The organism is Microbulbifer sp. ABF4_143 (genome assembly GCF_056160225.1).
This window is the reverse complement of sequence record NZ_JBSWWT010000004.1, coordinates 1-21,753: the sequence shown is the minus strand read 5'-3', so window position 1 is coordinate 21,753 and position 21,753 is coordinate 1. Positions and strand designations below refer to the sequence as shown.

Below are 21,753 nucleotides of genomic sequence, written 5' to 3'. Positions count from 1 at the left end.
CTGGCCTGGCCCAGCCGGCGCACTTCAGTCACTATCAGTTAGCGCAGGGTGCCGTAGTGGTGCCCAGAGGTCGGCCTGGATATGAAAGAGTCCAATAACGTGGTTTCCCTGGCGGAGAAAGGCGCCGACCGGCTGGACTTCTCCGCCCGCAAACCGGTGCCGCTGGCGGCGGCGGTAGTCGCACTGCGGGACAAGGCGCGCGACCTGCTGCTGGCACAGACCAAGCAGCTGTTTGCCAAGGTGGATGATTCGCTCTTTTCCATGGCCGAGAGGGCGCATGGGCAGGAGGAGCAGGATGGCCTGTTCCAGGCGCTGCGCCTGCTGCGGGTCGAACGGCGCAGTATCAGCGAGCGCTTTGCGGGCAATATCGACGAGGCCTTCCAGGTTCGCGCAAAGGCGCCGGAGGAGGAGCAGGTCTTCGCCCCGGACAACCTGTCGCTGGTGCACAACGACGATCTGGAGCAGTTGGTCGCCGCCGACACCATGGTCGCCAATGCCAAGCGCGAGTACGCCGAGGCCATCGCCGAGCTCTGCATGCGTCTGGACACCCTCTATTCCGTCAAGATCTACGAGAAGAACAACCCCCTCGGACCGGACGCCATCTGCGACGCCTTCGTGGACGCGGTGCGCCCGCTGGATATCCACATCCGCGCGCGGCTGACCCTGCTGAAGAAATTCGAACAGGTGGTCATGCTGCAGCTGAAGGATTTCTACGACGCCTGCAACCAGCTGCTTATCGAGCAGGGGGTGCTGCCGTCGCTGCGCGAACAGCGGCGTATCGCCCGCCAGCGAAGCGCCCCGCGCCCCGGCACCGCCGGGCAGCCGCAGGCCGGTGGCCCGGCCGCCATGGCCGGCGCTGTCGCCGGTGGCCATGCGCCCCCCGGCAACTGGACTCCCGGGCTGCTGCCGGCGAGCGCCGGCCTGGCGCCGATGGCTTCGGGAGACCTGCTCGCGTACCTCGGTGAGCTGCAGAGTAGCGCCCAGTACCAGGGTGCCGATGAAGTCCAGCTGCTGAACGTGGGCGAGCTGTTGCAGCAGCGCCTGGTGCAGGCCAACCAGGCCGCCTCCCTGGCCAAAGTCGACAGCGACATCATCAAACTGGTGGAGATGCTGTTCTCCTTCATTCTCGAAGACCGCAATCTCGCCGATCCGATCAAGTCCCAACTGGGGCGGTTGCAGCTGCCGTTTTTGAAGGTGGCCATCGCCGACAAGTCCTTCTTCGGCAAGGGCGGGCACCCGGCGCGCAAACTGCTGAATGAACTCGCCAACGCGGCCACTGGCTGGCAGGCCGGGGAAGACTACGAGTCGGACCCCCTGTACCGCGAGGTCAGCCAGGTGGTCGAGCGGGTGCTGAGCGAATTCGATCAGGACGTCAATCTCTTCTCGGTGTTGCTGGAGTCCTTCCGCCGGTTTATTGCCCGCGAGCGCAAGCGCGCGGAAATGCTCGAGCGCCGCGTGGTGGACGAGGCCGACGGCCGCGCCAAGACCCAGGCGGCGCGCGCGCGTGTGGCCGCGGTTATGGATGCGCTGGTCGCGGAGCGCGAGCTGCCGGAAGTGGTGCGGCAGTGGCTGGATAAGGTCTGGAGCAATGTCCTGTTCCTCACCTGTGTCAAGGAGGGCACCGAGAGCGAGGCCTGGCGCCGCGATGTGCGCACCGCGCGGGATCTGGTCTGGAGCGTGCAGGCGCCGATGCCCGATAGCCGCCAGCAACTGCTGGGCCTGTTGCCGGCGCTGCAGGAACGGTTGCGCGAAGGTGTAGAGGCGGTGTCGCTGAACCCCTTCGAGGCGCGCAGCCTCTTTGCCGGTCTGAAGCAGGTGTACCAGGAGCGCTTTGCGCTGGCGAAGCGACTCACCGAGGAGCGGGAGCGTCTGGCCAAGGAACGGGTCGAGCGGGAAATGCGCGAGGCGGCCGCCGCCGAACCGGCTCCGGAAGCACCGCCGGAGGTGGAGGAAGCTGCGGTACAGGAAGCCGCCGCGCAGGAAGTCGCCGTGCCGCAAATGGAGGAGCTGGAACAGGTGGCGGCCCAGGCGGAGGTGACCGCGGCGGAACCTGAGCAGGAGGGATTGGCGCCGCTGCCCGAGAGCGATCCCCACTGGCAGATGACCTTCCGCCTGGCGCAGGGCAGTTGGTTCGAGCTCAAGCGCTCCGAGGAAGAGCAGTTCCGCTGCCGCCTGGCGGCGGTGATCCGCGACATCGACCAGTTTATCTTCGTCAACCGCAACGGCGCCAAGGTGGCAGAGTTCGCCCGCCTGGAGCTGGCGCACGCGTTGCGCGGAGCCCAGTTGCTGCCGCTGGATGACGGCATGTTGTTTGAGCGCGCGTTGCAGTCTGTTATTGGCAATGTGCGCAAGAAGCGCAGCGAACAGCAGTAGCGCCGGGTGCGGCCCGGCCGCGCCCGCTCCTTTTCTACTGTCGCCCCTCTCTTTTTAGCTGTCTTATCTGACCGAGCTGTATCTCCCGGAAATATTTCGATTAAATCGGCGTGTAACTGTCGTTTGAGCGCTTGCGTGCCTCTTCCATTTCTCCGATAGTCTTTTTTGGCGCAAAAATCTCAGAATAAGTGTGATCTATCTCCTGTTTTGGCCGTTTCGGGGCGGGCGCCTGATTTCTCTTTTTTCTTTTTGATTCTGTAGAGAGTTGAGCTGGATCCGCAGTGGTCAGGGCAGACCGCCGGAAATTTAGAGCATCTCGACGCCGCTATGGCGTATTGAGGCTGAAATGGACACTAAAGACTTCCCCCGCGTTGTTGCACTTTCCAACAGTCATCCCAACCCGCGTCCGGGATCGGATAATCACACACTTCCCCCGGCTGCAGCCAGCGTGCGCGACGCCGCCAGCAGCTGGCTGTTTGCGCGCATGAAAGAGGTGTTTGCCGGTGTGGACGACACCCTGTTCGCCACCGCGGAGAGGGTACACGGCCAGGAGGAGCAGGATGGCCTCTTCCACGCCCTGCGCGTGTTGCGGCTGCAGCGCAGCCGGCTGGCGGATCGCTTCGTCGATACCGTTCGGCAGGGCTTCGTGGATCTCGACGCGCCCGCAGCAGTGGATACGGCGGCAGAGTTGCCGGCGGAGCAGGGGTTGAGCCTGGTACAGAACGACGACCTGGAGCAGCAGGTGGCACTGAAGTCCATCGTCGCCGCGGTAAAGCGCGACTGTGCCAGCCCCATCGCCGAACTGGCGCTGCGCCTCAACACCCTGTTGCCGGCAAAAATCTACGACGAAAATATGCCGCTGGCGCCGGGAGTCCTGTGCCGCGCCTTCGAGCAGGCCCTGGGCCCCGTCGATATTCACCTGCGCGCCCGCCTCACGGTGCTGAAAAAGTTCGAGCAGCTGCTCGCGGCCAAGCTGGATAATCTGTACCAGGTCTGTAACCAGTTGCTGATCGACAAGGGGGTCCTGCCGGACCTGAAGGATCCTCTGCTGCAGCGCAGACAAAATCCCCGCGCCAGCACCGGCTGCGCCGGTGCCCGGGGCGAGGCTGAGCCCGCCCCCGATGCGCCCGTGGCTCCGGGATTCGCGCCTGCGGCCGCGGCCTTTGCCGGCCCCGGTACGCCCGTCGCCCCGGCTGGCGTACCGGGGCGGGATTCGTTTGCCGCGGGCGCCGGTACTGCCGGCGGTACGAATATCGACGGCGCCAGCGGTGGCTACGGCCTGCTGCCGGCGACATCCGGTGCTGCCCCCCTGGCCACGCCCGACCTGCTCCAGCACCTGGGTGCCTTGCAGGCGGTGCCGCTACAGGGCGGAGCGCTCGGGCAGGTGTTGGACGTCGGCAGTCTGCTGCAACAGCGGCTGGTCGAAGCGAAGCGGGGCGCGTCGCTGAACGAGTTGGATACCGAAGTCATCCGCATGGTGGACCTGCTGTTTTCCTTTATGCTGGAAGACCGCAACCTGGCCGAACCGATCAAGGTGCAGCTGATCCGGTTGCAGTTGCCGCTGCTGAAGCTGGCGATTGCCGACAAGACGTTCTTCAGCAAGGGCGGGCATCCGGCGCGCAGGCTGTTCAACGCGCTGGCCGATGCGGCCATCGGCTGGCAGCCGGGGGCGCGTTACGAGAGCGATCCCTTCTACCGGGAAATCTGTCGCGTCGTCGAGCAGGTGTTGCGGGAATTCGACAGCGACGAGCAGTTGTTCGAGCGCCTGCTGCACGCCTTCGAGGCATTTGTCGCCCGGGAGCGGCGCCGCGCCGAGATCATGGAGCGACGCACCGTGGACGAGATCCAGGGCAGTGCGCGGGTCGAGGCGGCGAAAGCGCAGGTGGCGGCGGTGCTCGACGCACTGACCGCCGAGCGGAGGTTGCCGAAGGTGGTCCACGAATGGCTCAGCCGGGTGTGGCGCAGCGTCCTGTTCCGCACCTGCCTGAAGGAGGGCACAGACAGCGCCGCCTGGCGTCGCGATGTGCTGACCGCACGGGATCTGGTGTGGAGCGTGGTCGCCCCTATGCCGGAGAGCCGCTTCAAGATGCGGCAGTTGCTGCCCGGCCTGCGCAAACGCCTGAGCGAGGGCGCCAGGTCGCTGTCGCTTGGCGCCGGTGACCGCCAGCGCCTGATGCAGGGGCTGGATACCCTGTACCGCGAGCGCCAGGCATTCGGTGAGCGGGTGGAGTCCGAGCGCGAGCACCGCACGCGCGAGCGGCTGGTGCAGGAGCTGCGCCGCGAGGCCGACAGCGTGATGGCGATTCCCGAGGTGCCGGAGGCCGCCGGGGCGGATAAGGATCCACTGGAAACCGGCGATGGGATCGGAGCGTTTTCCAGTTCCGGCGCGGAGAGCCCGGCGCTGCCCGACCCGGTAACGGATCTGCCGGCGGTCGAAGAGCTGCAGCAGGTGGCCGAGACGGCCCCGGCGAAAGAGCAAAAGGACCTGCCGCCGCTGACCGATGGCGACGAGTACTGGCGGCAGACCTATCACCTGAAATACAGCTGGTTCCAGCTGCAGTCTGCGGACAAGCCACCGGTGCGCTGCCGCCTGGCGGCGATTATCAAGGACCTGGACCAGTTTATGTTCGTCAACCGCGCCGGTGCCAAGGTCGCCGTCTATTCCCGTCTGGAGCTGGCCCACGCGCTGCGCGACGAGGTGATCGCACCGCTGGACAAGGGGCCGCTGTTCGAGCGTGCGCTGGAGTATGTCGTCGGCGCGATCGGCGAAACCAAAATTGCGGTCAGCGTGGCCGAGAGTGTGCACGAGCGCGAGAAAGAAACGCTCGATTGAGCGCTTCTGACAAGATCGCCGCCAGAGTCTCCCCCTTCGATTCCGAGTGGATTTTCCGCTCCGCCGGCGGATTGGCATATCGATCGACGCTTCCATAGAATGGTGTTTTACCGGTGCCCGGGATCTCGCCCGGGCGAAAGCGGAGATCACCGAGTGAAATACCAACTGGATGCCGGCTGGTTGTCCGGAGCGCGCCAGGTCCCGAGCCCCCACTGCAACAGCCGGCCGCCAGGCTGCGCGGTCGACCTGCTGGTGATCCACAGTATCAGCCTGCCGCCGGGTCAGTACGGCGGCCCCTATATCGATGCCTTCTTCCTCGGGCAGCTGGATATCGACGCCCACCCCTATTTCTCCGAGATCGCCGCGCTGCAGGTGTCCGCGCACATACTGATCGACCGCGACGGCCGCGTCACCCAGTATGTGCCCCTCGACCGGCGCGCCTGGCACGCCGGCCAGTCCGAGTTCGAGGGGCGCTGCAACTGCAATGACTTCTCCATCGGCATCGAGCTGGAGGGGCTGGATACGGATACCTATACCGATGCCCAGTACCGCTCGCTGGCGGAAGTCACCGCGGCCATCATGGCCGCCTATCCCGCCATCGACCGGGACAGAATCACCGGCCACTCGGATATCGCTCCGGGACGCAAGCTGGATCCCGGTCCGGGCTTCGACTGGCCACGCTATTTCCGCGAACTGGACCAAGTGGCGGGTGGCTAGCGGCCGCCGCGCCGCCACTCGCTGCGGTTTTTTCTCCGCGCCTGTGGCGTTATTCTTGCCGGTCAAACCTTTTGTTCGAGAATCACTATGGCACTGTTAATCGTGTTGCTGGCCCTGGCGCTGGTGCAGTTCTGGGGCTCCGGTGCCCCCCTCCACCGGGACGGCTGGTTCCAGTGGTGGTGCGGCCGCCTGGCCGGTGTCGAGCGGCTGCAGAGGGACGCGGGGCTGATGCTGGGGGCCGCGATTCTGCCGCCGGCGCTGCTCGCGGCGACCCTGATGGTGCTGGCGGAGGCGCTTTTGGGGGGGCTGGGCACACTGCTGCTCGGCGTGCCGCTGCTGCTGTATTGCCTGGGGCGGGGCAACTTCAACGAGATGGTGTCCAACTACCTGCGCCACTGGTATCAGGGGGACCTGCCCGCGGCGCGCCGGGCCGCGGCACCACTGCTGCGCGAGCTGCACGAGGAGCCGGCGGGCGGCGAGCAGCTGCACGAGCAGGTGTTTCGCGGCGCCGCCTACTGCGCCTTCGAGCGCCTGTTTGCGGTGCTCTTCTGGTTCGTATTGCTGGGTATCCCCGGTGCGTTGCTGTTTCGCCTGAGCGCGCTCTACGCCGAGCGGGTGCGGGGCCAGCAGGGCAGTGCCACCGCGGAGCGCTGGCTCTGGCTGCTCGAGTGGCTGCCGGTGCGGGTCATGGGGTTCAGTTTTGCGATTGTGGGCAACTTCGCCGGCTGTTATCGCGCCTGGCGCCGCTGCCTGACCTGCCGCGAGCGGGATACTGCCGAAGTGTTGGAGGCCTATCTCGAGGGGGCCCTCGGCGGTATCGATGCCAGCGAGTGCAGCGCTGGCTTCGAAGTGGCCGAGGGTCAGCGGGTCTGCGGGGCCCAGCTCGAGGGGCTGCAGGCGCTGCTGTCGCGGGTGCTGCTGCTGTGGATCACCGCGCTGGCGCTGGCGGTGCTGTTCGACTTGTAGTCGGCCGGCCGCGGATCGCCAACCGCGCGCCACGCTATTCGTGAACTGGCGCCAAAATTGGAATACTGCTTCAACCCATTTCTTGACTTGCGCCGGGAGTTCCCAAGATATTGCGCCAGCAAGGGCCCGCTTGCGGCGGTGCGCGACAAGATCATTCTGGTGGGAAACGCCCGAGGGAGGTAACTGGGTTGGAAGCGTCTGCGTTGGATCCTCAGATGGGAGCAAATCTCGGCTCTGGCAATAATCTGAACGCCGCCGCACTGGTGGCTGGCCTGCGCACCTATTTCCGCAGCGGCACCACAGCGGATCTCGGCTGGCGGCGCCAGCAGCTGCGCCAGTTGCGCAGAATGCTGGCGGAAAACGAGGTCCGCTTGCTGCAGGCTCTGCAGCGGGATCTGCACAAGGCGCCGCAAGAGGGTTATATGACCGAGGTCTCCGGACTATACGGGGACATAGACCAGGCGCTGAAGCGCCTGAAGAAGTGGAGCAGGCCGCGGCGTGTGTCCACACCGCTCGTGGCCCAGCCCGGCAAGAGCTATCTGCTGCCGGAGCCCCTGGGCGTGGTGCTGATCATCGGCGCCTGGAATTATCCCCTGCAGCTGCTGCTGTCCCCGCTGGTGCCGGCCATCGCCGCGGGCAACTGCGCCGTCGTGAAGCCCTCGGAGCTGGCGCCGGCCACCTCCGCGCTGGTGGCCGAACTGCTGCCGCGTTATCTGGACAACGACGCCATCGCCTGTGTCGAGGGGGCGGTGCCGGAAACCAGCGCGCTGTTGGAACAGCGCTGGGATCACATTCTCTACACCGGCGGCGGCCGGGTGGGCAAGATTGTGATGTCCGCCGCCGCCAGGCATTTGACGCCGGTCACCCTGGAGCTCGGGGGCAAGAGCCCCTGTATCGTCGCCGACGACGCAAATATCGAGGTCGCCGCGCGGCGTATCGCCTGGGGCAAGTTCACCAACGCCGGCCAAACCTGTATCGCGCCGGACTACCTGCTGTGCACCGGCGCCACCGCCGATCGACTGGTCCCGGCAATCGAAAAAGCCGTGCGCGGGATGTTCGGTGAAGAGCCGCGCCAGTCGCCGGACTACGGCCGCATCATCAACCGCCGCCACACCGAGCGCCTGGCGAATTACCTCGCCGACGGCGAGGTGGTGTTCGGCGGGCAGGTGGATCTGGACGAACGCTATGTGGCGCCCACCCTGCTGCGCAAGGTGGGCGTGGAGGCAGCGGTGATGCAGGAGGAGATTTTCGGTCCCGTGCTCCCGGTCATAGAGCTGGGCGATTTCGCCGAGGCGGAGGAATTCGTCAACAAACGCGAGAAGCCGCTGGCACTCTACGTCTTCACTCAGGACAATGCCGCGGCCGACCGCATTCTCACCCGCTGCAGCTCGGGTAACGCCTGCGTCAACGACTGCATGATGTTTATGGCCAACTGCAATCTGCCGTTCGGTGGCGTCGGCGCGAGCGGCATGGGCGCCTATCACGGGGAGCACGGCTTCCGCACCTTCAGCCATTTCAAGGCGGTGATGAAGCGCGGGAATTTCCTCGACCTGGATATGCGCTATGCGCCGTTCAATGCGTGGAAGTTCAAATTGCTGCGGCTGTTGCGCTAGAGTATCCGGGACTCGGGGAACACGCTACCCGGGCTCGAGGCGCGGGCTCCATGCGCGGCCTGGGGCGCTTCCGCAAAAAAAAAATCATTCAACCCGTCCCGGAAACCTATGCCAAGCGACCACAATGATCTCCCCACCAGCGCTGACGTCTTCACCGCCGCGCAGAATATCTCCGCTCTAATCCACCGCACGCCGCTGATCAGCAGTCGCCAGTTGGACGAGCTCAGCGGCGCCAGGCTCTGGTTCAAGTGCGAGCACCTGCAGAAGGTCGGCGCCTTCAAGGCGCGCGGCGCCAGCAACGCGCTGGCGCAGCTGCCGCCGGGCACCCGCACGGTGGCGACGCATTCCTCCGGCAACCACGGCGCCGCGCTGGCCTGGGCCGCGACGCGGTGCGGTCTGGCCTGCACCGTGGTCATGCCGGAAACCGCCCCGCTGGCAAAGCGCGCCGCGGTGGCCGGTTACGGCGCGGAGATAGTGCTCTGCGGTCCCTCGCAACAGGAGCGCGAATCGGCGCTGCGCAAGGTGGTGGAACAGAGCGGTGCCCACGTGGTGCCGCCGTTCGACGACCGCCGCATCATCGCCGGGCAGGGCACGGTGGCGCTGGAGATAGTGCAGCAGTGCCGCGAGCAGGGGGTTACTCCGGATGTGCTGGTCGCGCCCGTCGGCGGTGGCGGACTTCTCGCCGGTATCGGTCTCGCGATGGCGGCGCTGGCGCCGGACGTCGTTGTGATCGGCGCAGAGCCCGCCGGCGCCGACGACGCCCAACGCTCCCTGCGCGGCGGTGTGCATATCACCACACCGCAGGCGCCCGAGACCATTGCCGACGGCTTGCGCACGGTGCTGGGGCGCCGCAACTACGCGGTGATCCGGCGCACGGTGCGCGATATCGTCACAGTATCCGAACATGCTATCGTCGGCGCCATGCGCCTGTTGTGGACGCGCACCAAACAGCTTGTGGAGCCTTCCGCTGCGGTGGGGCTGGCGGCGGTGCTGGAGCACAGAGCGCGCTTTCGCAATAAGAATGTCGCCGTCGTGCTGACCGGCGGTAATATGGATCTGAACCGGATTGCCGATCTGTTTACCGAGGAGGAGATTTCTCAATGAGCATTGCGACACTGGGACAAAAACTACCGGGCTTCGCCCGGCGGTGGGCTGCTAAACTGGTGGCTGCCACAACACTATGGTCGATTGCCGTCATGTCCAGCGCCGCGCCTCCCGCCACAGAATTCACCCTCACATCGAAGACTCTTCAGCCCGGGGAGCGCATGCCGATGGCGCATGTATTCAATGGCTGCGGCGGTGAGAATATTTCCCCACAGCTCAGCTGGAGCGGCGCGCCCGAGGGCACCAAGAGCTTCGCGCTGATGGTGTACGACCCGGATGCGCCCACCGGCAGCGGCTGGTGGCACTGGGTTGTGTTCAATATCCCCGCGGATGTCTCCGAGCTGCCGGAGGGGGCCGGGGACCCGAAAAACGGCCTGATTCCCGAGGCCATCCAGGTCCGCAATGACTACGGCAGCCCCGGCTACGGCGGCGCCTGCCCGCCGGAGGGGCACGGTGACCACCGCTATCAGTTCCGCCTGTTTGCGCTGAAGGTCGAGGCGCTGCCGCTGGACGACAGCGCGACACCGGCCAAGGTGGGCTTTAACGTCAATGCCAACAAGCTGGCGGTGGCGGAACTGGAAGTGGTCTACGGCCGCTAAGGGCCCGCGCCGGGCACAAGAACAAGGACGTATCGGATCAGCATGCAGCAACAAAAACTTACCTGGGGGCAGGCGCTGCGGGTTTACCTGAAGCCCCGCGTGCTGGCGATGTTCTTCCTCGGCTTCTCCGCCGGCCTGCCCCTGCTGCTGGTCTTCTCCACCCTCACCGCCTGGCTGCGGGACTACGGCGTGAGCCGCACCGCGATCGGTTTCTTCGCCTGGGTGGGTATCACCTTTTCCATCAAAGTCCTGTGGGCGCCGGTGATCGACTACCTGCGCCTGCCGGGGGTGACCCGCTGGCTCGGCAAACGCCGCAGCTGGATGCTGGTGTCGCAGTTGGGCGTGGCCCTGGGCCTGCTGGGTATGGCCAGCTTCAATCCGCAGCTGGCTCTGACCCAGGTGGCGATACTGGCGGTGTGGGTGGCTTTCTGCTCCGCGTCCCAGGACGTGGTGATCGACGCCTACCGCATCGAGGCGGTGGACAAGGAACTGCAGGGGGCCATGGCGGCCAACTATGTGTTCGGCTACCGGGTGGCGCTGCTGGTGGCCGGCGCCGGCGCTCTGTATATCGCCGAGCTCGCCAGTTGGTCGGCGTCCTACACCACCATGGCGGTACTGATGGGCGTGGGCGTCGTCACCACCCTGCTGGTGGCGGAACCGGACCACAGCAAGGTGAAGGCGCAGGCCGAGCCCTTCCAGCACGACTGGGTGGACAGGGTGCTGGGCAGCGGCGAGCACGGCCCGTTCAAAGAGTGGTTTGTGCGCGCGGTCTGCTGCCCATTTATTGAGTTCTTCCAGCGCAACGGCCGCTTTGCGCTGGTGCTGCTGCTGTTTATCGGCATCTATCGCCTGAGTGATATCGCCATGGGGGTGATGGCTAACCCCTTCTACCTGGACCTCGGTTTCAGCAAGAGCGATATCGCCGAAATCGGCAAGGTGTTCGGCTTCTTCTGCACCATCATCGGCTCCTTCCTCGGCGGCCTGCTGGTGGTGCGCTACGGCATCATGCGCCCGCTGATTCTCGGCGCGGCCATGGTCGCGGCCACCAACCTGCTGTTCGCCCACCTGGCCCAGGTGGGGCCGGAGAAGGCCTGGCTGGCACTGGTGATCAGCGCCGACAATATCAGCGGCGGCATCTCCAACGCGGTGTTTATCGCCTACCTGTCGAGCCTGACCAACCAGGCCTACACGGCCACCCAGTACGCGCTGTTCAGTTCGCTGATGACATTGCCGGGCAAATTCATCAGCGGCTTCTCCGGCATAGTGGTGGATGCCGAGGGCTATGCGCAGTTCTTTATCTATGTCGCGATGCTCGGCACGCCGGCGGTGCTGCTGGCGATCTACCTCTGGTGGCGCGACAGCCGCACGAGCGAATCCGAGGCGGCCACCGGCTAGGGACGCCAGCGGTACCTGGCCATATCCACGCGCCCGTTCAGCAGCGTGATGCCCTCCCGTTCCAGCCGCTCCCGCTGCCGCCGGGCGCCGGGCTCGGGCAGCGAGATGCGCCCCTGGGCGTTGATGACCCGGTGCCAGGGCAGCCTGGTATCCCGCGGCAGCTTGCGCAGCGTCTGCCCCGCGAGCCGCGCGGCGCGGGGGTAGCCGGCCATCTCCGCCAGGTCGCCGTAGGTGATGACCCGCCCGCGGGGCACCGCCGCCAGTACACGGCAAATCCTGGATATGGCATCATTGCCCTCTGGTTGTGCGTTTTCCCCCACAGCGAATTCCTCTACAAATTTCTCCAGATAACTCCAAGGCTTTATTCGTGTTTCCTGCTGTTCGACAACTGACGTTTATCTTGCTGTTTTTCCTCCCGCTTGTCTCCCTCGATGCCGCCGCCGGCGTGCTGACCCTGGAAAACGGCGACAGGGTGCACGGGGAACTGGTGGTCGTGGAGCGGGAGCACGTGGTGTGGAAGTCCGAGAATTTCGGCGAGATCAAGATCGAGAAGTCGAAGGTGGTGTCCCTGGATGTGGACGTGGACCTGAAGATCGCCGGGCGCGAGGGCCCCTGTGCCCTGGCCGGACACCGCCGCGAGCAGTGGGAACTCTACTGCGATGAGGGCTCCGGCTGGGTGATGGACTTCCCCGCCATCGACCGCGCCGAGCCCTATGTCAACTTCGTCGGCAATCCGGTGGTGTTCCACGGCAATGTCAGCGCCGGCGGCGTCTTCGAGAACGGCAACCGCGAACGCGAAGACCTGGATGCCAACGTCAACCTGGACATTCGCAACGGTGATTTCCACCACCTGATCAACGCCCTCTACCAGAGCCAGAGCAATGCGGAAGTCGAGGGACTGGAGAAATACCAGCTGGGCTACAACCTGCGCTGGATCTTCGCCGAGAAGTGGTTCGCCGCCGCCAACAGCGCGCTGGAGCGCGAAGAGGCCCGCAACCTGGATCTGGGTACCACCCTGGGTCTCGGCCTCGGTTACCTGTTCTTCGACACCGAGAAGACGGCCTTCTCGCTGCAGGGCGGTATCAGCAGTCTGCACGAGGACTTTATCGACTCCGCCCTGAGTGAGGACCAGGACGACCGCTACGCGGCGGGGCGCCTGGCGCTGAACTACCGCTACAAGTTTTCGCTCGGGCCCGAGATCTACTTCGACCAGGAGACGCTGCAGTCCCTGGATCGCAGCGACGACTATCAGGCCAACGCCAAGTTCGGTGTGCGCACGCCGCTGGTGGAGGGAGTGCTGATGGAGGTCGCCTATCACTGGCTGTACGACAATACGCCGTCACTGGACCTGGAAAAGGAAGACACCAAGGTGACGGTCGGGGTCGGTTACCAGTGGTAAATTGGACGCTCATTTCCCGATGTTCCCCTCCTGCGGGGGAGAGAAAAATATAAAGAATATTCAGACGAGGAATTCAACATGCAAATTGCCGACAGCATAGTAGCCATCACCGGTGCCGGCCGGGGCCTGGGGCGCGCCATGGCCGAATACCTGGCCGAGCGCGGCGCGCGCCTGGCGCTGATTGACCTGAACGAAGAAGACCTGGCGCAGAGCGTCGCGGCCTGTGAGAAACACGGTGCCGAGGCGCGCAGCTATCTGATCAACGTGGCCAAAGAAGACGAGGTGGACAGCGGTTTCGCCAGGATCGCCGAGGATTTCGGCGGCCTGCAGGTGCTGGTCAACAACGCCGGTATTATGCGCGACGGTATGCTGCTGAAATTCAAAGACGGCAAGGTGACCGACCGCATGTCGCTGGACCAGTGGCAGTCGGTGATCGACGTCAACCTGACCGGCGTCTTCCTGTGCGGCCGCGCCGCGGCGGCCCACATGGCCGAGGGCGGCAAGGGTGGGGTGATCGTGAACATCTCCAGCCTGTCCCGCGCCGGCAACATGGGCCAGACCAACTACTCCGCGAGCAAGGCCGGCGTCGCCGCCATGACCGTGACCTGGGCGCGGGAGCTGGCCCGCTATGGCATCCGTGTGGCGGCCATAGCGCCGGGCTTTATCAATACCGACATGGTCGCGCAGATGCGCCCGGAAATCCTCGAGAGCCTGGTCAAGCAGGTGCCGCTGCGCCGCCTGGGCGAACAGCAGGAGATTGCGTCCACCGTGGCGTTTATTCTCGAGAACGATTTCGTATCCGGCCGCGTACTGGATATCGACGGCGGCGCGCGTATCTGATCGCGCTGCACATAATCCATCTGTAGGAGCGGCCGGCGGCCGCTCCTACATACGAGTTTAAGACACCCGCTGAATCCCCCCCTGCAACCTGTCCGAAAACATCCACTGCCACAGCTGGATATGCCGCGCGCGGAAGGCGCCGGCGCACGACAGCAGGTAGTAGCGCCACATGCGGTAGAAGCGTTTGCCGTAGCGGTCGGCAAAGCGGGCCCAGTGCTGCTCGAAGTTCTGGTGCCAGGCCAGCAGCGTCTTGTCGTAGTCGCTGCCGAAGTTGTGCAGGTCTTCGCACACCAGCAGGTTGTCCGCCGCGTCGCCGATCTGGCCGGCGGAGGGCAGGTCGCCGTTGGGGAATATGTACTTGTCGATCCAGGGGTCGGTGGTGGAGCGGCGCTGGTTCTTGCCGATGGTGTGCAGCAACAGCAGGCCGTCTTTCTTCAGGCAGCGTTTGGCCACCTGCATAAAAGTGCGGTGGTTTTTGCGCCCCACATGCTCAAACATGCCCACGCTGGCGATGCGGTCGAAGGGCTGGTCCAGGCAGCGGTAGTCCTGCAGATGCACCTCGATTGGCAGATCGGGGTACTTTTCGGCGATATAGTTGCTCTGCTCGCGGGATACGGTGACGCCCACACACTCTACCCCGTAGTGCTCCGCCGCGTAGCTCACCAGGCTGCCCCAGCCGCAGCCGATATCCAGCAGGCGCATGCCCGGTTGCAGGCCCAGCTTGCGGCAGATCAGGTCCAGCTTGGCGGTCTGGGCCTCGTCCAGTGTCTGCGCCTCGCGCCAGTAGCCGCAGCTGTAGGTCATGCGGCTGTCGAGCATGGCCTGGTAGAAGTCGTTGCCCAGATCGTAGTGGCGCTCGCCCACCTCGAAGGCGCGGCGGCGGCTCTGCAGATTGATCAGGTAACTGCGCAGGATGCGCCAGGCATTGCGCCAGGGCTTGATGTGGCGGGGCAGGTCGGCATTCAGGATACGGAAGAAAAACTGGTCCAGCGCCGGGACATCCCAGTCACCGCGCATATAGGTCTCGCCCAGCCCCAGGCTATTGCGGGCGACTATCTCGTCCAGTGCCTCTGCCCGGTGCAGGCGCATATCCCAGGGTCTGTCGCCGTTGATACGGATATCCGCCTCACCGAGAATCTCGTCCAGCAGATGGCGGCTGCGGCCGACCGTGGGAACGCCCATGGTGTCCTGCTGCTCGCTTGCCATAGTTAGCCTCCTTGGCCCGGATAGTGTCTCGGGCGCGTCCTGTTGAATGCGGCGCCCTTGAAGAATTTGCCAGCTCACTCCATTTACTACAGCATATCGAAAATACCCAGATTCGCTTGCCCCAACAAGCGAAGAAGCGAAAGGAAAGCCACTCCATGCGCCCGCTGCTGTTGATCTTTATCGTCGTGCCCATCCTGGAGATGTGGTTGCTGATTACCGTGGGCCGGGAGATAGGCGCCCTGCCCACCATCGGGCTGGTGCTGCTCACCGCAGTGGTGGGCCTGGCCCTGTTGCGCCGCCAGGGGCTTTCCACGGTGATGCGCGCCCAGCAGAAGATGCAGGCCGGAGAGCTGCCGGCACGGGAGATGGTCGAGGGGATCTTTCTGGCTGTGGGCGGCGCGCTGCTGCTGACCCCGGGCTTCTTTACCGACGCGCTGGGCTTCGCCTGCCTGATCCCGGGGCTGCGCCAGCTGCTGTTGGGCCGCCTACTGCGCCATGTGACCGTGGTGAATGCCAGGTTCACGCCCGGCGGCCCCGCCCATCGCCGCCGGCACGGCTCAAATGACGTTATCGAAGGGGACTACTCTCGCGAAGATGGTCAGCCCCTGGACCGCGAAAAGCACAAAAAGTGATCAATTTTCGCTCGCTGCTGCCGCCGCGCCCCTATCTTCACAGTTTTTTTACCTGCCGCTGTTGAAATCCCTCTGAGCGCCCATAGATAGGGTGCGTCCCAGGATTTTGCCCCGGCTCTGCCGGTCAGAGCGGGGCAGGTGGTCCCAGGCCTGTGCGGCAGGGGCCCTCCACGTTGGAAAACCTTAAAAAGACTCAATGGAGAGCTTATCCATGAAAATTCGTCCTTTACACGACCGCGTCGTAGTGCGCCGTAAGGAAGAAGAAGCCATGTCAGCCGGTGGCATCGTGCTGCCGGGCGCTGCTAAAGAAAAGCCGAACCAGGGCGAAGTGGTAGCCGTGGGCGAGGGCAAGCTGCTGGACAACGGCGACCTGCGCGCCCTGTCTGTAAAGGTGGGCGACACTGTCGTTTTCGGCCGCTACGCCGACAGCAACACCCTCAAGGTGGACGGCGAAGAGCTGATCATCATGAGCGAAAGCGACATCTACGGCGTGCTGGAAAGCTAAGCGCCGCCGCTAACTTCACTCGCACACAGAATTTGAGGAACAAGAACCATGGCAGCTAAAGACGTAAAATTCGGTGACGACGCCCGCCAGAAAATGCTGAAAGGCGTAAACATTCTGGCCGACGCCGTCAAGACCACCCTGGGCCCGAAAGGCCGCAACGTAGTGCTGGACAAATCCTTCGGTGCGCCGACCGTCACCAAAGACGGCGTATCCGTCGCCAAGGAAATCGAGCTGAAAGACAAGTTCGAGAACATGGGTGCGCAGATGGTGAAGGAAGTGGCCTCCAAGGCTTCCGACACCGCCGGTGACGGTACCACCACCGCCACCGTACTGGCGCAGGCCATCGTGACCGAAGGCCTGAAGTCCGTTGCCGCCGGCTTCAACCCGATGGACCTGAAGCGCGGTATCGACAAGGCCGTGGCCGCCGCCGTTGAGCATATCGCCAGCCTCGCCACTCCCTGTGCCGACAGCAAGTCTATCGCCCAGGTAGGCACCATCTCCGCCAACAGCGACGAGAGCGTCGGTACCATCATCGCTGAAGCCATGGAAAAAGTGGGCAAAGAGGGCGTGATCACCGTTGAGGAAGGTTCCGGCCTCGAAAACGAGCTGGACGTGGTGGAAGGTATGCAGTTCGATCGCGGCTACCTGTCCCCCTACTTCATCACCAACCAGGAGAACATGACCGCCGAGCTGGAAGATCCGTTCATCCTGCTGGTGGACAAGAAGATCTCCAATATCCGCGACCTGCTGCCGCTGCTGGAGCAGGTGGCCAAGGCCTCCAAGCCGCTGCTGATCATCGCCGAAGACGTGGAAGGCGAAGCGCTGGCCACCCTGGTTGTGAACAGCATGCGCGGCATCGTCAAGGTTGCCGCCGTCAAGGCACCGGGCTTCGGCGACCGCCGCAAGGCCATGCTGCAGGATATCGCCATCCTGACCGGCGGTACCGTGATCTCCGAAGAAGTTGGCCTGGAGCTGGAAAGCACCACCCTGGAGCACCTGGGTAACGCCAAGCGCGTAACCCTGTCCAAGGAGAACACCGTGATCGTGGACGGCGCCGGCGATGTGAAAGACATCGAAGCCCGCGTCAACCAGATCCGCGCCCAGATCGAGGAGTCCTCTTCCGACTACGACAAAGAGAAGCTGCAAGAGCGCGTGGCCAAGCTGGCCGGCGGTGTTGCGGTAATCAAGGTTGGCGCCGCCACTGAAGTGGAAATGAAAGAGAAGAAGGCCCGCGTTGAAGACGCTCTGCACGCTACCCGCGCCGCAGTGGAAGAGGGCGTGGTACCCGGCGGTGGCACCGCGCTGGTTCGCGCCACCCAGGCCATCAAGGTCACCGGCGACAACGAAGACCAGAACCACGGCATCGCCGCCGCGCTGCGCGCGATGGAAATGCCGCTGCGCCAGATCGTCGACAACGCCGGTGAAGAAGCCTCCGTTGTGGTCGACAAGGTCAAGCAGGGCGAAGGCAACTTCGGCTACAACGCCGCTACCGGCGAGTACGGCGATATGCTGGAAATGGGTATCCTCGACCCGGCCAAGGTAACCCGCACTGCACTGCAGGCGGCTGCCTCCATCGCCGGCCTGATGATCACCACCGAAGCCATGGTTTCCGAGATCCCGGAAGACAAGCCGGCCGCACCGGACATGGGCGGCATGGGTGGTATGGGTGGCATGGGCGGCATGATGTAAGCCCGCCCCATCCGGCCAAACCAACGAAAAAGCCCCGCAACTGCGGGGCTTTTTTGTATGTCTTGTTCCGAGGCGCGGAAGAGGGGGCGCAGCAGCGGGTTAAGGGCCATGCCTCTTTAGAGCGCCACTCTATAAACCACTCCGGGCTCGGCGATACCTTTTGGTGATTGCATCCGATCCATCGGGCTCAACACGCCCCTGCCACCCCGGTTAACCACATGGGTATAGACCTCCGTGATGGATATATCCGTGTGGCCCAATAATTCCTGAATCGTGCGCAGATCATAACCGGCCTCCAGCAGATGGGTGGCAAAGCTGTGGCGGAAGGCATGGGCGCGCGCGGGCTTGTGAATGCCTGTTGCGCGGACGGCGCGACGAATCTGCTTTGCCAATGCGGACGGGTGCAGATGGTGGCGACGTTGGACTCCGGTACGCGGATCGCGGCTGGCCTTGCTGGCGGGAAACAAATACTGCCAGGCCGTTTCTCGTGCCGCATTGGGATACTTTCTTGCCAGCGCGTCGGGCAGATAGACTTCACCCAGGCCCTCAGCCAGATCCTGACTATGCAGAATCTGCACCCGCTGAATCTGCCGCTTGAGGTCCGGCACCAGGGACTGGGGCAGCATGGTAGTGCGATCCTTGTTGCCTTTTCCTCCCCGCACAAAGATATTGCTGCTATCGAAATCGATATCCTTGATCCGCAGTGAAAGTAATTCCGCAACTCGCAAGCCGGCGCCGTACATCAGTTGGACCTGCAACCGGCTCACCCCCTGCAGATGGGACAGTATGGCCGAAACTTCACTGCCGCTATAAACCACAGGCAGGCGCCGGGGCTTCCTCGCCTGTGAGAAAGCCATGTCATCCAGCTCCATTCCGAGGAAGCGCTTATACAGATACACGAGGGCGTTAAGCGCAACTCGCTGTGTGTTTACTGAGCAGTCCCGCTGCTGGGCAAGATGCGTGAGAAAGAGCTCCACCTCTGCGGCTCCCATTTCCTGGGGGTGCCGTTTCTGGTGGAAAAAGATAAAGCGCCGTACCCAGTGAACATAAGTGCGCTCAGTGCTGAATGCCAACCCGTTCTCGCGAATATGCAGCCTCAGCCTGTCTAAAAAACGTACTGGACGGGTGGGTATTCTGGGGCGAACGTCATCCATAACCATAATTGGAGCTCCCATAGACTGTACTTATATACAGTATTTTTTCCACGATAGCCATGTCAAGGCCGTGTTCAGAAGCCAGTGGCTTTTATTCACAGTTGATCGAACACTAAGTAATTGACTTCAAAGGGAATAGTGTTAAGACTTGGAGCCGGATGAACAATAAGATAACTGAGCCACAGGCTCGCTTTGGCCATGGGATCAAAACGTCATATCGGCTATCTTGTTGATTTTAATGTAGATTTTTAGCTATGTGCGATTGTGCGCCTGTGTACAAGAGCCTGGGTGATATAGAGCCACTGGCTTTTGAATAAAACTGTTAGGTGAAAGCCAAGAATAAGCAATGGAGTTGTAATTGAGCAATCCAATAAAAGAACACAGAAAAGCGACTAAGCAGCTTGCTCGTTCACTCAAAAAAACAGATGTGTACCACTGGTTATGTGAGAGAGGCTATTTCCCCGAGAGTTACGTTCTTCCTCCTTGCTTTGTCGTTGATAAGAGACCAGCCAAGCCAAAGGTTTACACCAAAGTTACAGGTGGAGGTAAAAAGTACAAAGTTCCAAGGACTGAGTGCTTGAATGTTCATTTTCCAAAAACTGAATATACTGATCGCAACTTTGGATTAATTCATCCTGAAATTCACAATGATATTGCTTACCACATTTCTACGAATTGGCTAACGATTGTAGAAAAGATGGTTCCCAAAAACAGTCAGGTTACTTCTTACACATTTCCAATACCAATAGACTCACGAAATCCGGGAAGAGTCGGGTATCTTAGAAGCGGCAGGCTCATTTATGAATTTATTGGGATGATTGATGACGATATTGCCTCTGAAGCTTATAAATATAGATACATAGTTAAGGCCGACATAAAAAGCTTTTACCCATCTATCTATACTCACAGTATTGCTTGGGCAATACACGGAAAGAAATTCATCCGCAAACCCGCGAACATGCACAGCTACAAGCTCCTCGGGAACCGCTTAGATCGCTTATTTCAAAATGCCAATGATGGTTGTACTAATGGAGTTCCAATTGGGCCAGTAGTCTCAGATGTGATCGCAGAGATTGTTGCCTCAGCTGTCGATGTTAATTTTACCAAATTGGTTCGGGACTCTGGGGTGGATTGCGAAGCTGTTAGGTTCAAAGATGATTATCGGATACTAACCAAGTCTGAATCTGACTCAAAGAGAATTATCAAGTTTCTTCAGGCTTCGCTAAAGGAATATAGCTTAGAGCTAAGTGATGAAAAAACGACGATTTCCCCCCTTCCTGATGGGTTGTTTAGAGAGTGGGTGTCTAAATATCATGCCGTTCACCCAATTAAGAAAAAGTCATACTCATGGAAAGAGTTTCGGGAACTGTATTTAGCGACAATCCGAATCGATAAAGAATGCACAGGAACTGGTGTTATTGAGCGCTTTCTAGCTGATATCGTCGACAAGGACGGAAAACTAAAAATAAAGGTCGGTGACTTTAACTTGCAGAAGGTTATTAGCATGTTGATCATGCTAGGAAGTCTGCGAATTAAGGCGTTTCCAAAAATAATAGCAATTCTAGAGGGAGTGCTAAAAAGCGATTTCGGGTTTATACATCAAGACACTATCGTAGAATATCTCGAAGATTACCTAATCACGCTTTCCGAAGAAGAGGAGAGGAATAAATACCTTATATCGTGGATTAGTTACTTTCTTGTAAGTAATGGGCTAGACAAATTACTGTCTACCAGGCCTAAATACAAAGATCCAATTACCCGATCAATTCTAAACAATCGCGGCAACGTATTTAAAGACTGTAAAGAGCACAAAATTTTCGTAGGCTGTAAAACAATAGCCAAGAAGGTAACAATGATTGAGCACCTCGATGTATTTAATCCACCCAAAATCACCTAACAAGGCGCTGCTGTCGGACAAGTTTTCCGCTGCGCTCCAAACTTGCCGCAGAGCGCGGCGTTATGATTTTTTATGCCTAGAAAAATAGGGAAGCTTGGTCTAAGGCACTATGGGGCAAAAACCGTAGAGCTAAATGAGTCGGTCGATTGGGAGTCACTACTTACAGAGATTTTTGTCGGTTTCTTGTTGGGCGTATTTGCTTATATGGGCTATGTCGCAAAGGTTCCACTGTTGTTCTTTCCGTGCCTCATTGGTTCTATTGCGTGTTTGTTTGCCGTGATCAAGACAGTATATTTATCTATTAAGGGCAGAGTTGAGAGTAGGAAGAAAGATGGAGCTAAGCCCAAATCATAACCAGGCCAGGCAGTACGCTCCGGCGCTGCGCGCCTCCGCCGGACGGCCTACGCAATGCGCTTCGCGCAAAAAACGCTACGGCCGCCGCTGCTGGCGGCGTTATTTGCGACGTGAAGTCGTATAAATTTCTGTTACACACTCTGAAAAAAATCACAGGAGGTCATTTCTCAGAACGATGTAACCCGATGTTCTGCCATCGGTTTCCTACCGGCACATGCGTGGAGAGTAATCTCCGGGTGTGAAGCTGCCGGGACAATGTAACCTGCGGGCACTGCCCGGAAGAGAAAACCGCGAGGAACTCTCAACTCTGCCAGCACCAAGGCGGTAAGGGGCTAGGAATGGATAGTATGGTCAACTCAGGTGAATTGTCGTAACTCTCGTGACAGCCAGACAAGCCAAAGGTGCTGACAGGCTTTAACCAAAAGGTGTGTGGACAAGTTTGCGGGCTTATAACGTCCCGCCACGCAGATGCCGCTC

General features: G+C 61.6%; 17 protein-coding genes. 14 read left to right on the top strand and 3 right to left on the bottom strand.

Going from position 1 to position 21,753, the window contains the following annotated elements:
- The first annotated feature begins 81 nt into the window (after positions 1-81).
- From ACXAF3_RS04155 to ACXAF3_RS04120, 8 genes are all read left to right on the top strand, one after another.
- Positions 82-2,373, top strand: a complete 2,292-nt coding sequence (locus ACXAF3_RS04155; RefSeq protein ID WP_475111027.1) for a DUF1631 domain-containing protein — start codon at positions 82-84, stop codon at positions 2,371-2,373.
- A 346-nt stretch (positions 2,374-2,719) separates the two neighbouring features.
- Complete coding sequence (locus ACXAF3_RS04150; protein WP_475111026.1) at positions 2,720-5,206, top strand: DUF1631 domain-containing protein; 2,487 nt, start codon at positions 2,720-2,722, stop codon at positions 5,204-5,206.
- Between the two features lie 153 nt (positions 5,207-5,359).
- Positions 5,360-5,923 carry a 1,6-anhydro-N-acetylmuramyl-L-alanine amidase AmpD gene (ampD, locus tag ACXAF3_RS04145; RefSeq protein ID WP_475111025.1) on the top strand — a complete coding sequence of 188 codons (564 nt, stop codon included), beginning with the start codon at positions 5,360-5,362 and terminating at the stop codon, positions 5,921-5,923.
- An 87-nt stretch (positions 5,924-6,010) separates the two neighbouring features.
- Positions 6,011-6,889: a regulatory signaling modulator protein AmpE gene (gene ampE, locus ACXAF3_RS04140; protein WP_475111024.1), complete on the top strand. Its 879-nt coding sequence runs from the start codon at positions 6,011-6,013 to the stop codon at positions 6,887-6,889.
- A 215-nt stretch (positions 6,890-7,104) separates the two neighbouring features.
- On the top strand, positions 7,105-8,502 hold the full coding sequence (locus ACXAF3_RS04135) for an aldehyde dehydrogenase family protein (protein WP_475111023.1): 1,398 nt from the start codon (positions 7,105-7,107) through the stop codon (positions 8,500-8,502).
- A 108-nt stretch (positions 8,503-8,610) separates the two neighbouring features.
- Positions 8,611-9,606, top strand: coding sequence for a threonine ammonia-lyase (locus ACXAF3_RS04130; protein WP_475111022.1), 996 nt, complete (start codon positions 8,611-8,613; stop codon positions 9,604-9,606).
- Between the two features lie 167 nt (positions 9,607-9,773).
- On the top strand, positions 9,774-10,205 hold the full coding sequence (locus tag ACXAF3_RS04125; RefSeq protein ID WP_475111021.1) for a YbhB/YbcL family Raf kinase inhibitor-like protein: 432 nt from the start codon (positions 9,774-9,776) through the stop codon (positions 10,203-10,205).
- Positions 10,206-10,247: 42 nt separating this feature from the next.
- Positions 10,248-11,600: an AmpG family muropeptide MFS transporter gene (locus tag ACXAF3_RS04120; protein ID WP_475111020.1), complete on the top strand. Its 1,353-nt coding sequence runs from the start codon at positions 10,248-10,250 to the stop codon at positions 11,598-11,600.
- On the opposite strand, the gene ACXAF3_RS04115 is transcribed toward ACXAF3_RS04120, so the two are convergent.
- Positions 11,597-11,920 carry an MGMT family protein gene (locus ACXAF3_RS04115; protein WP_475111019.1) on the bottom strand — a complete coding sequence of 108 codons (324 nt, stop codon included), beginning with the start codon at positions 11,918-11,920 and terminating at the stop codon, positions 11,597-11,599. The two genes, ACXAF3_RS04120 and ACXAF3_RS04115, sit on opposite strands and share 4 nt — an antisense overlap.
- A gap of 80 nt (positions 11,921-12,000) precedes the next feature.
- Between ACXAF3_RS04115 and ACXAF3_RS04110 the strand changes: the two genes are divergently transcribed.
- Together ACXAF3_RS04110 and ACXAF3_RS04105 are read left to right on the top strand one after the other, a co-directional pair.
- Positions 12,001-12,999 carry a DUF481 domain-containing protein gene (locus tag ACXAF3_RS04110; protein WP_475111018.1) on the top strand — a complete coding sequence of 333 codons (999 nt, stop codon included), beginning with the start codon at positions 12,001-12,003 and terminating at the stop codon, positions 12,997-12,999.
- A gap of 78 nt (positions 13,000-13,077) precedes the next feature.
- Positions 13,078-13,839, top strand: a complete 762-nt coding sequence (locus ACXAF3_RS04105; protein ID WP_475111017.1) for an SDR family oxidoreductase — start codon at positions 13,078-13,080, stop codon at positions 13,837-13,839.
- Positions 13,840-13,896: 57 nt separating this feature from the next.
- On the opposite strand, the gene cfa is transcribed toward ACXAF3_RS04105, so the two are convergent.
- The gene (gene cfa, locus ACXAF3_RS04100; protein ID WP_475111016.1) at positions 13,897-15,045 is read right to left on the bottom strand and encodes a cyclopropane fatty acyl phospholipid synthase; all 1,149 of its coding nucleotides are present in this window, start codon (positions 15,043-15,045) and stop codon (positions 13,897-13,899) included.
- Between the two features lie 155 nt (positions 15,046-15,200).
- On the opposite strand from cfa, the gene ACXAF3_RS04095 reads away from it, so the two are divergent.
- The 3 genes from ACXAF3_RS04095 to groL all read left to right on the top strand — a co-directional run bounded on the left by ACXAF3_RS04095 (position 15,201) and on the right by groL (position 17,871).
- Positions 15,201-15,677: an FxsA family protein gene (locus ACXAF3_RS04095; RefSeq protein WP_475111015.1), complete on the top strand. Its 477-nt coding sequence runs from the start codon at positions 15,201-15,203 to the stop codon at positions 15,675-15,677.
- Positions 15,678-15,888: 211 nt separating this feature from the next.
- Complete coding sequence (locus ACXAF3_RS04090) at positions 15,889-16,182, top strand: co-chaperone GroES (protein ID WP_475111014.1); 294 nt, start codon at positions 15,889-15,891, stop codon at positions 16,180-16,182.
- A gap of 48 nt (positions 16,183-16,230) precedes the next feature.
- Positions 16,231-17,871: a chaperonin GroEL gene (gene groL / locus ACXAF3_RS04085; protein WP_475111013.1), complete on the top strand. Its 1,641-nt coding sequence runs from the start codon at positions 16,231-16,233 to the stop codon at positions 17,869-17,871.
- A 116-nt stretch (positions 17,872-17,987) separates the two neighbouring features.
- Here the strand turns inward: groL and ACXAF3_RS04080 are convergent, their stop codons facing one another.
- Positions 17,988-19,031 carry an integron integrase gene (locus ACXAF3_RS04080; protein WP_475111012.1) on the bottom strand — a complete coding sequence of 348 codons (1,044 nt, stop codon included), beginning with the start codon at positions 19,029-19,031 and terminating at the stop codon, positions 17,988-17,990.
- A gap of 352 nt (positions 19,032-19,383) precedes the next feature.
- On the opposite strand from ACXAF3_RS04080, the gene ACXAF3_RS04075 reads away from it, so the two are divergent.
- Complete coding sequence (locus ACXAF3_RS04075) at positions 19,384-20,922, top strand: RNA-directed DNA polymerase (RefSeq protein WP_475111011.1); 1,539 nt, start codon at positions 19,384-19,386, stop codon at positions 20,920-20,922.
- Positions 20,923-21,753: the final 831 nt, after the last annotated feature.

What these genes read in the sequence shown, in the direction of transcription:
- ACXAF3_RS04155 (WP_475111027.1), top strand. Translation starts at nt 82, where the DNA reads ATGAAAGAGTCCAATAACGTGGTTTCCCTGGCGGAGAAAGGCGCCGAC.
- ACXAF3_RS04150 (WP_475111026.1), top strand. Translation starts at nt 2,720, where the DNA reads ATGGACACTAAAGACTTCCCCCGCGTTGTTGCACTTTCCAACAGTCAT.
- ampE (WP_475111024.1), top strand. Translation starts at nt 6,011, where the DNA reads ATGGCACTGTTAATCGTGTTGCTGGCCCTGGCGCTGGTGCAGTTCTGG.
- ACXAF3_RS04135 (WP_475111023.1), top strand. Translation starts at nt 7,105, where the DNA reads ATGGGAGCAAATCTCGGCTCTGGCAATAATCTGAACGCCGCCGCACTG.
- ACXAF3_RS04130 (WP_475111022.1), top strand. Translation starts at nt 8,611, where the DNA reads ATGCCAAGCGACCACAATGATCTCCCCACCAGCGCTGACGTCTTCACC.
- ACXAF3_RS04125 (WP_475111021.1), top strand. Translation starts at nt 9,774, where the DNA reads ATGGCGCATGTATTCAATGGCTGCGGCGGTGAGAATATTTCCCCACAG.
- ACXAF3_RS04120 (WP_475111020.1), top strand. Translation starts at nt 10,248, where the DNA reads ATGCAGCAACAAAAACTTACCTGGGGGCAGGCGCTGCGGGTTTACCTG.
- ACXAF3_RS04105 (WP_475111017.1), top strand. Translation starts at nt 13,078, where the DNA reads ATGCAAATTGCCGACAGCATAGTAGCCATCACCGGTGCCGGCCGGGGC.
- cfa (WP_475111016.1), bottom strand. Translation starts at nt 15,045, where the DNA reads ATGGCAAGCGAGCAGCAGGACACCATGGGCGTTCCCACGGTCGGCCGC.
- ACXAF3_RS04095 (WP_475111015.1), top strand. Translation starts at nt 15,201, where the DNA reads ATGCGCCCGCTGCTGTTGATCTTTATCGTCGTGCCCATCCTGGAGATG.
- ACXAF3_RS04090 (WP_475111014.1), top strand. Translation starts at nt 15,889, where the DNA reads ATGAAAATTCGTCCTTTACACGACCGCGTCGTAGTGCGCCGTAAGGAA.
- groL (WP_475111013.1), top strand. Translation starts at nt 16,231, where the DNA reads ATGGCAGCTAAAGACGTAAAATTCGGTGACGACGCCCGCCAGAAAATG.
- ACXAF3_RS04080 (WP_475111012.1), bottom strand. Translation starts at nt 19,031, where the DNA reads ATGGTTATGGATGACGTTCGCCCCAGAATACCCACCCGTCCAGTACGT.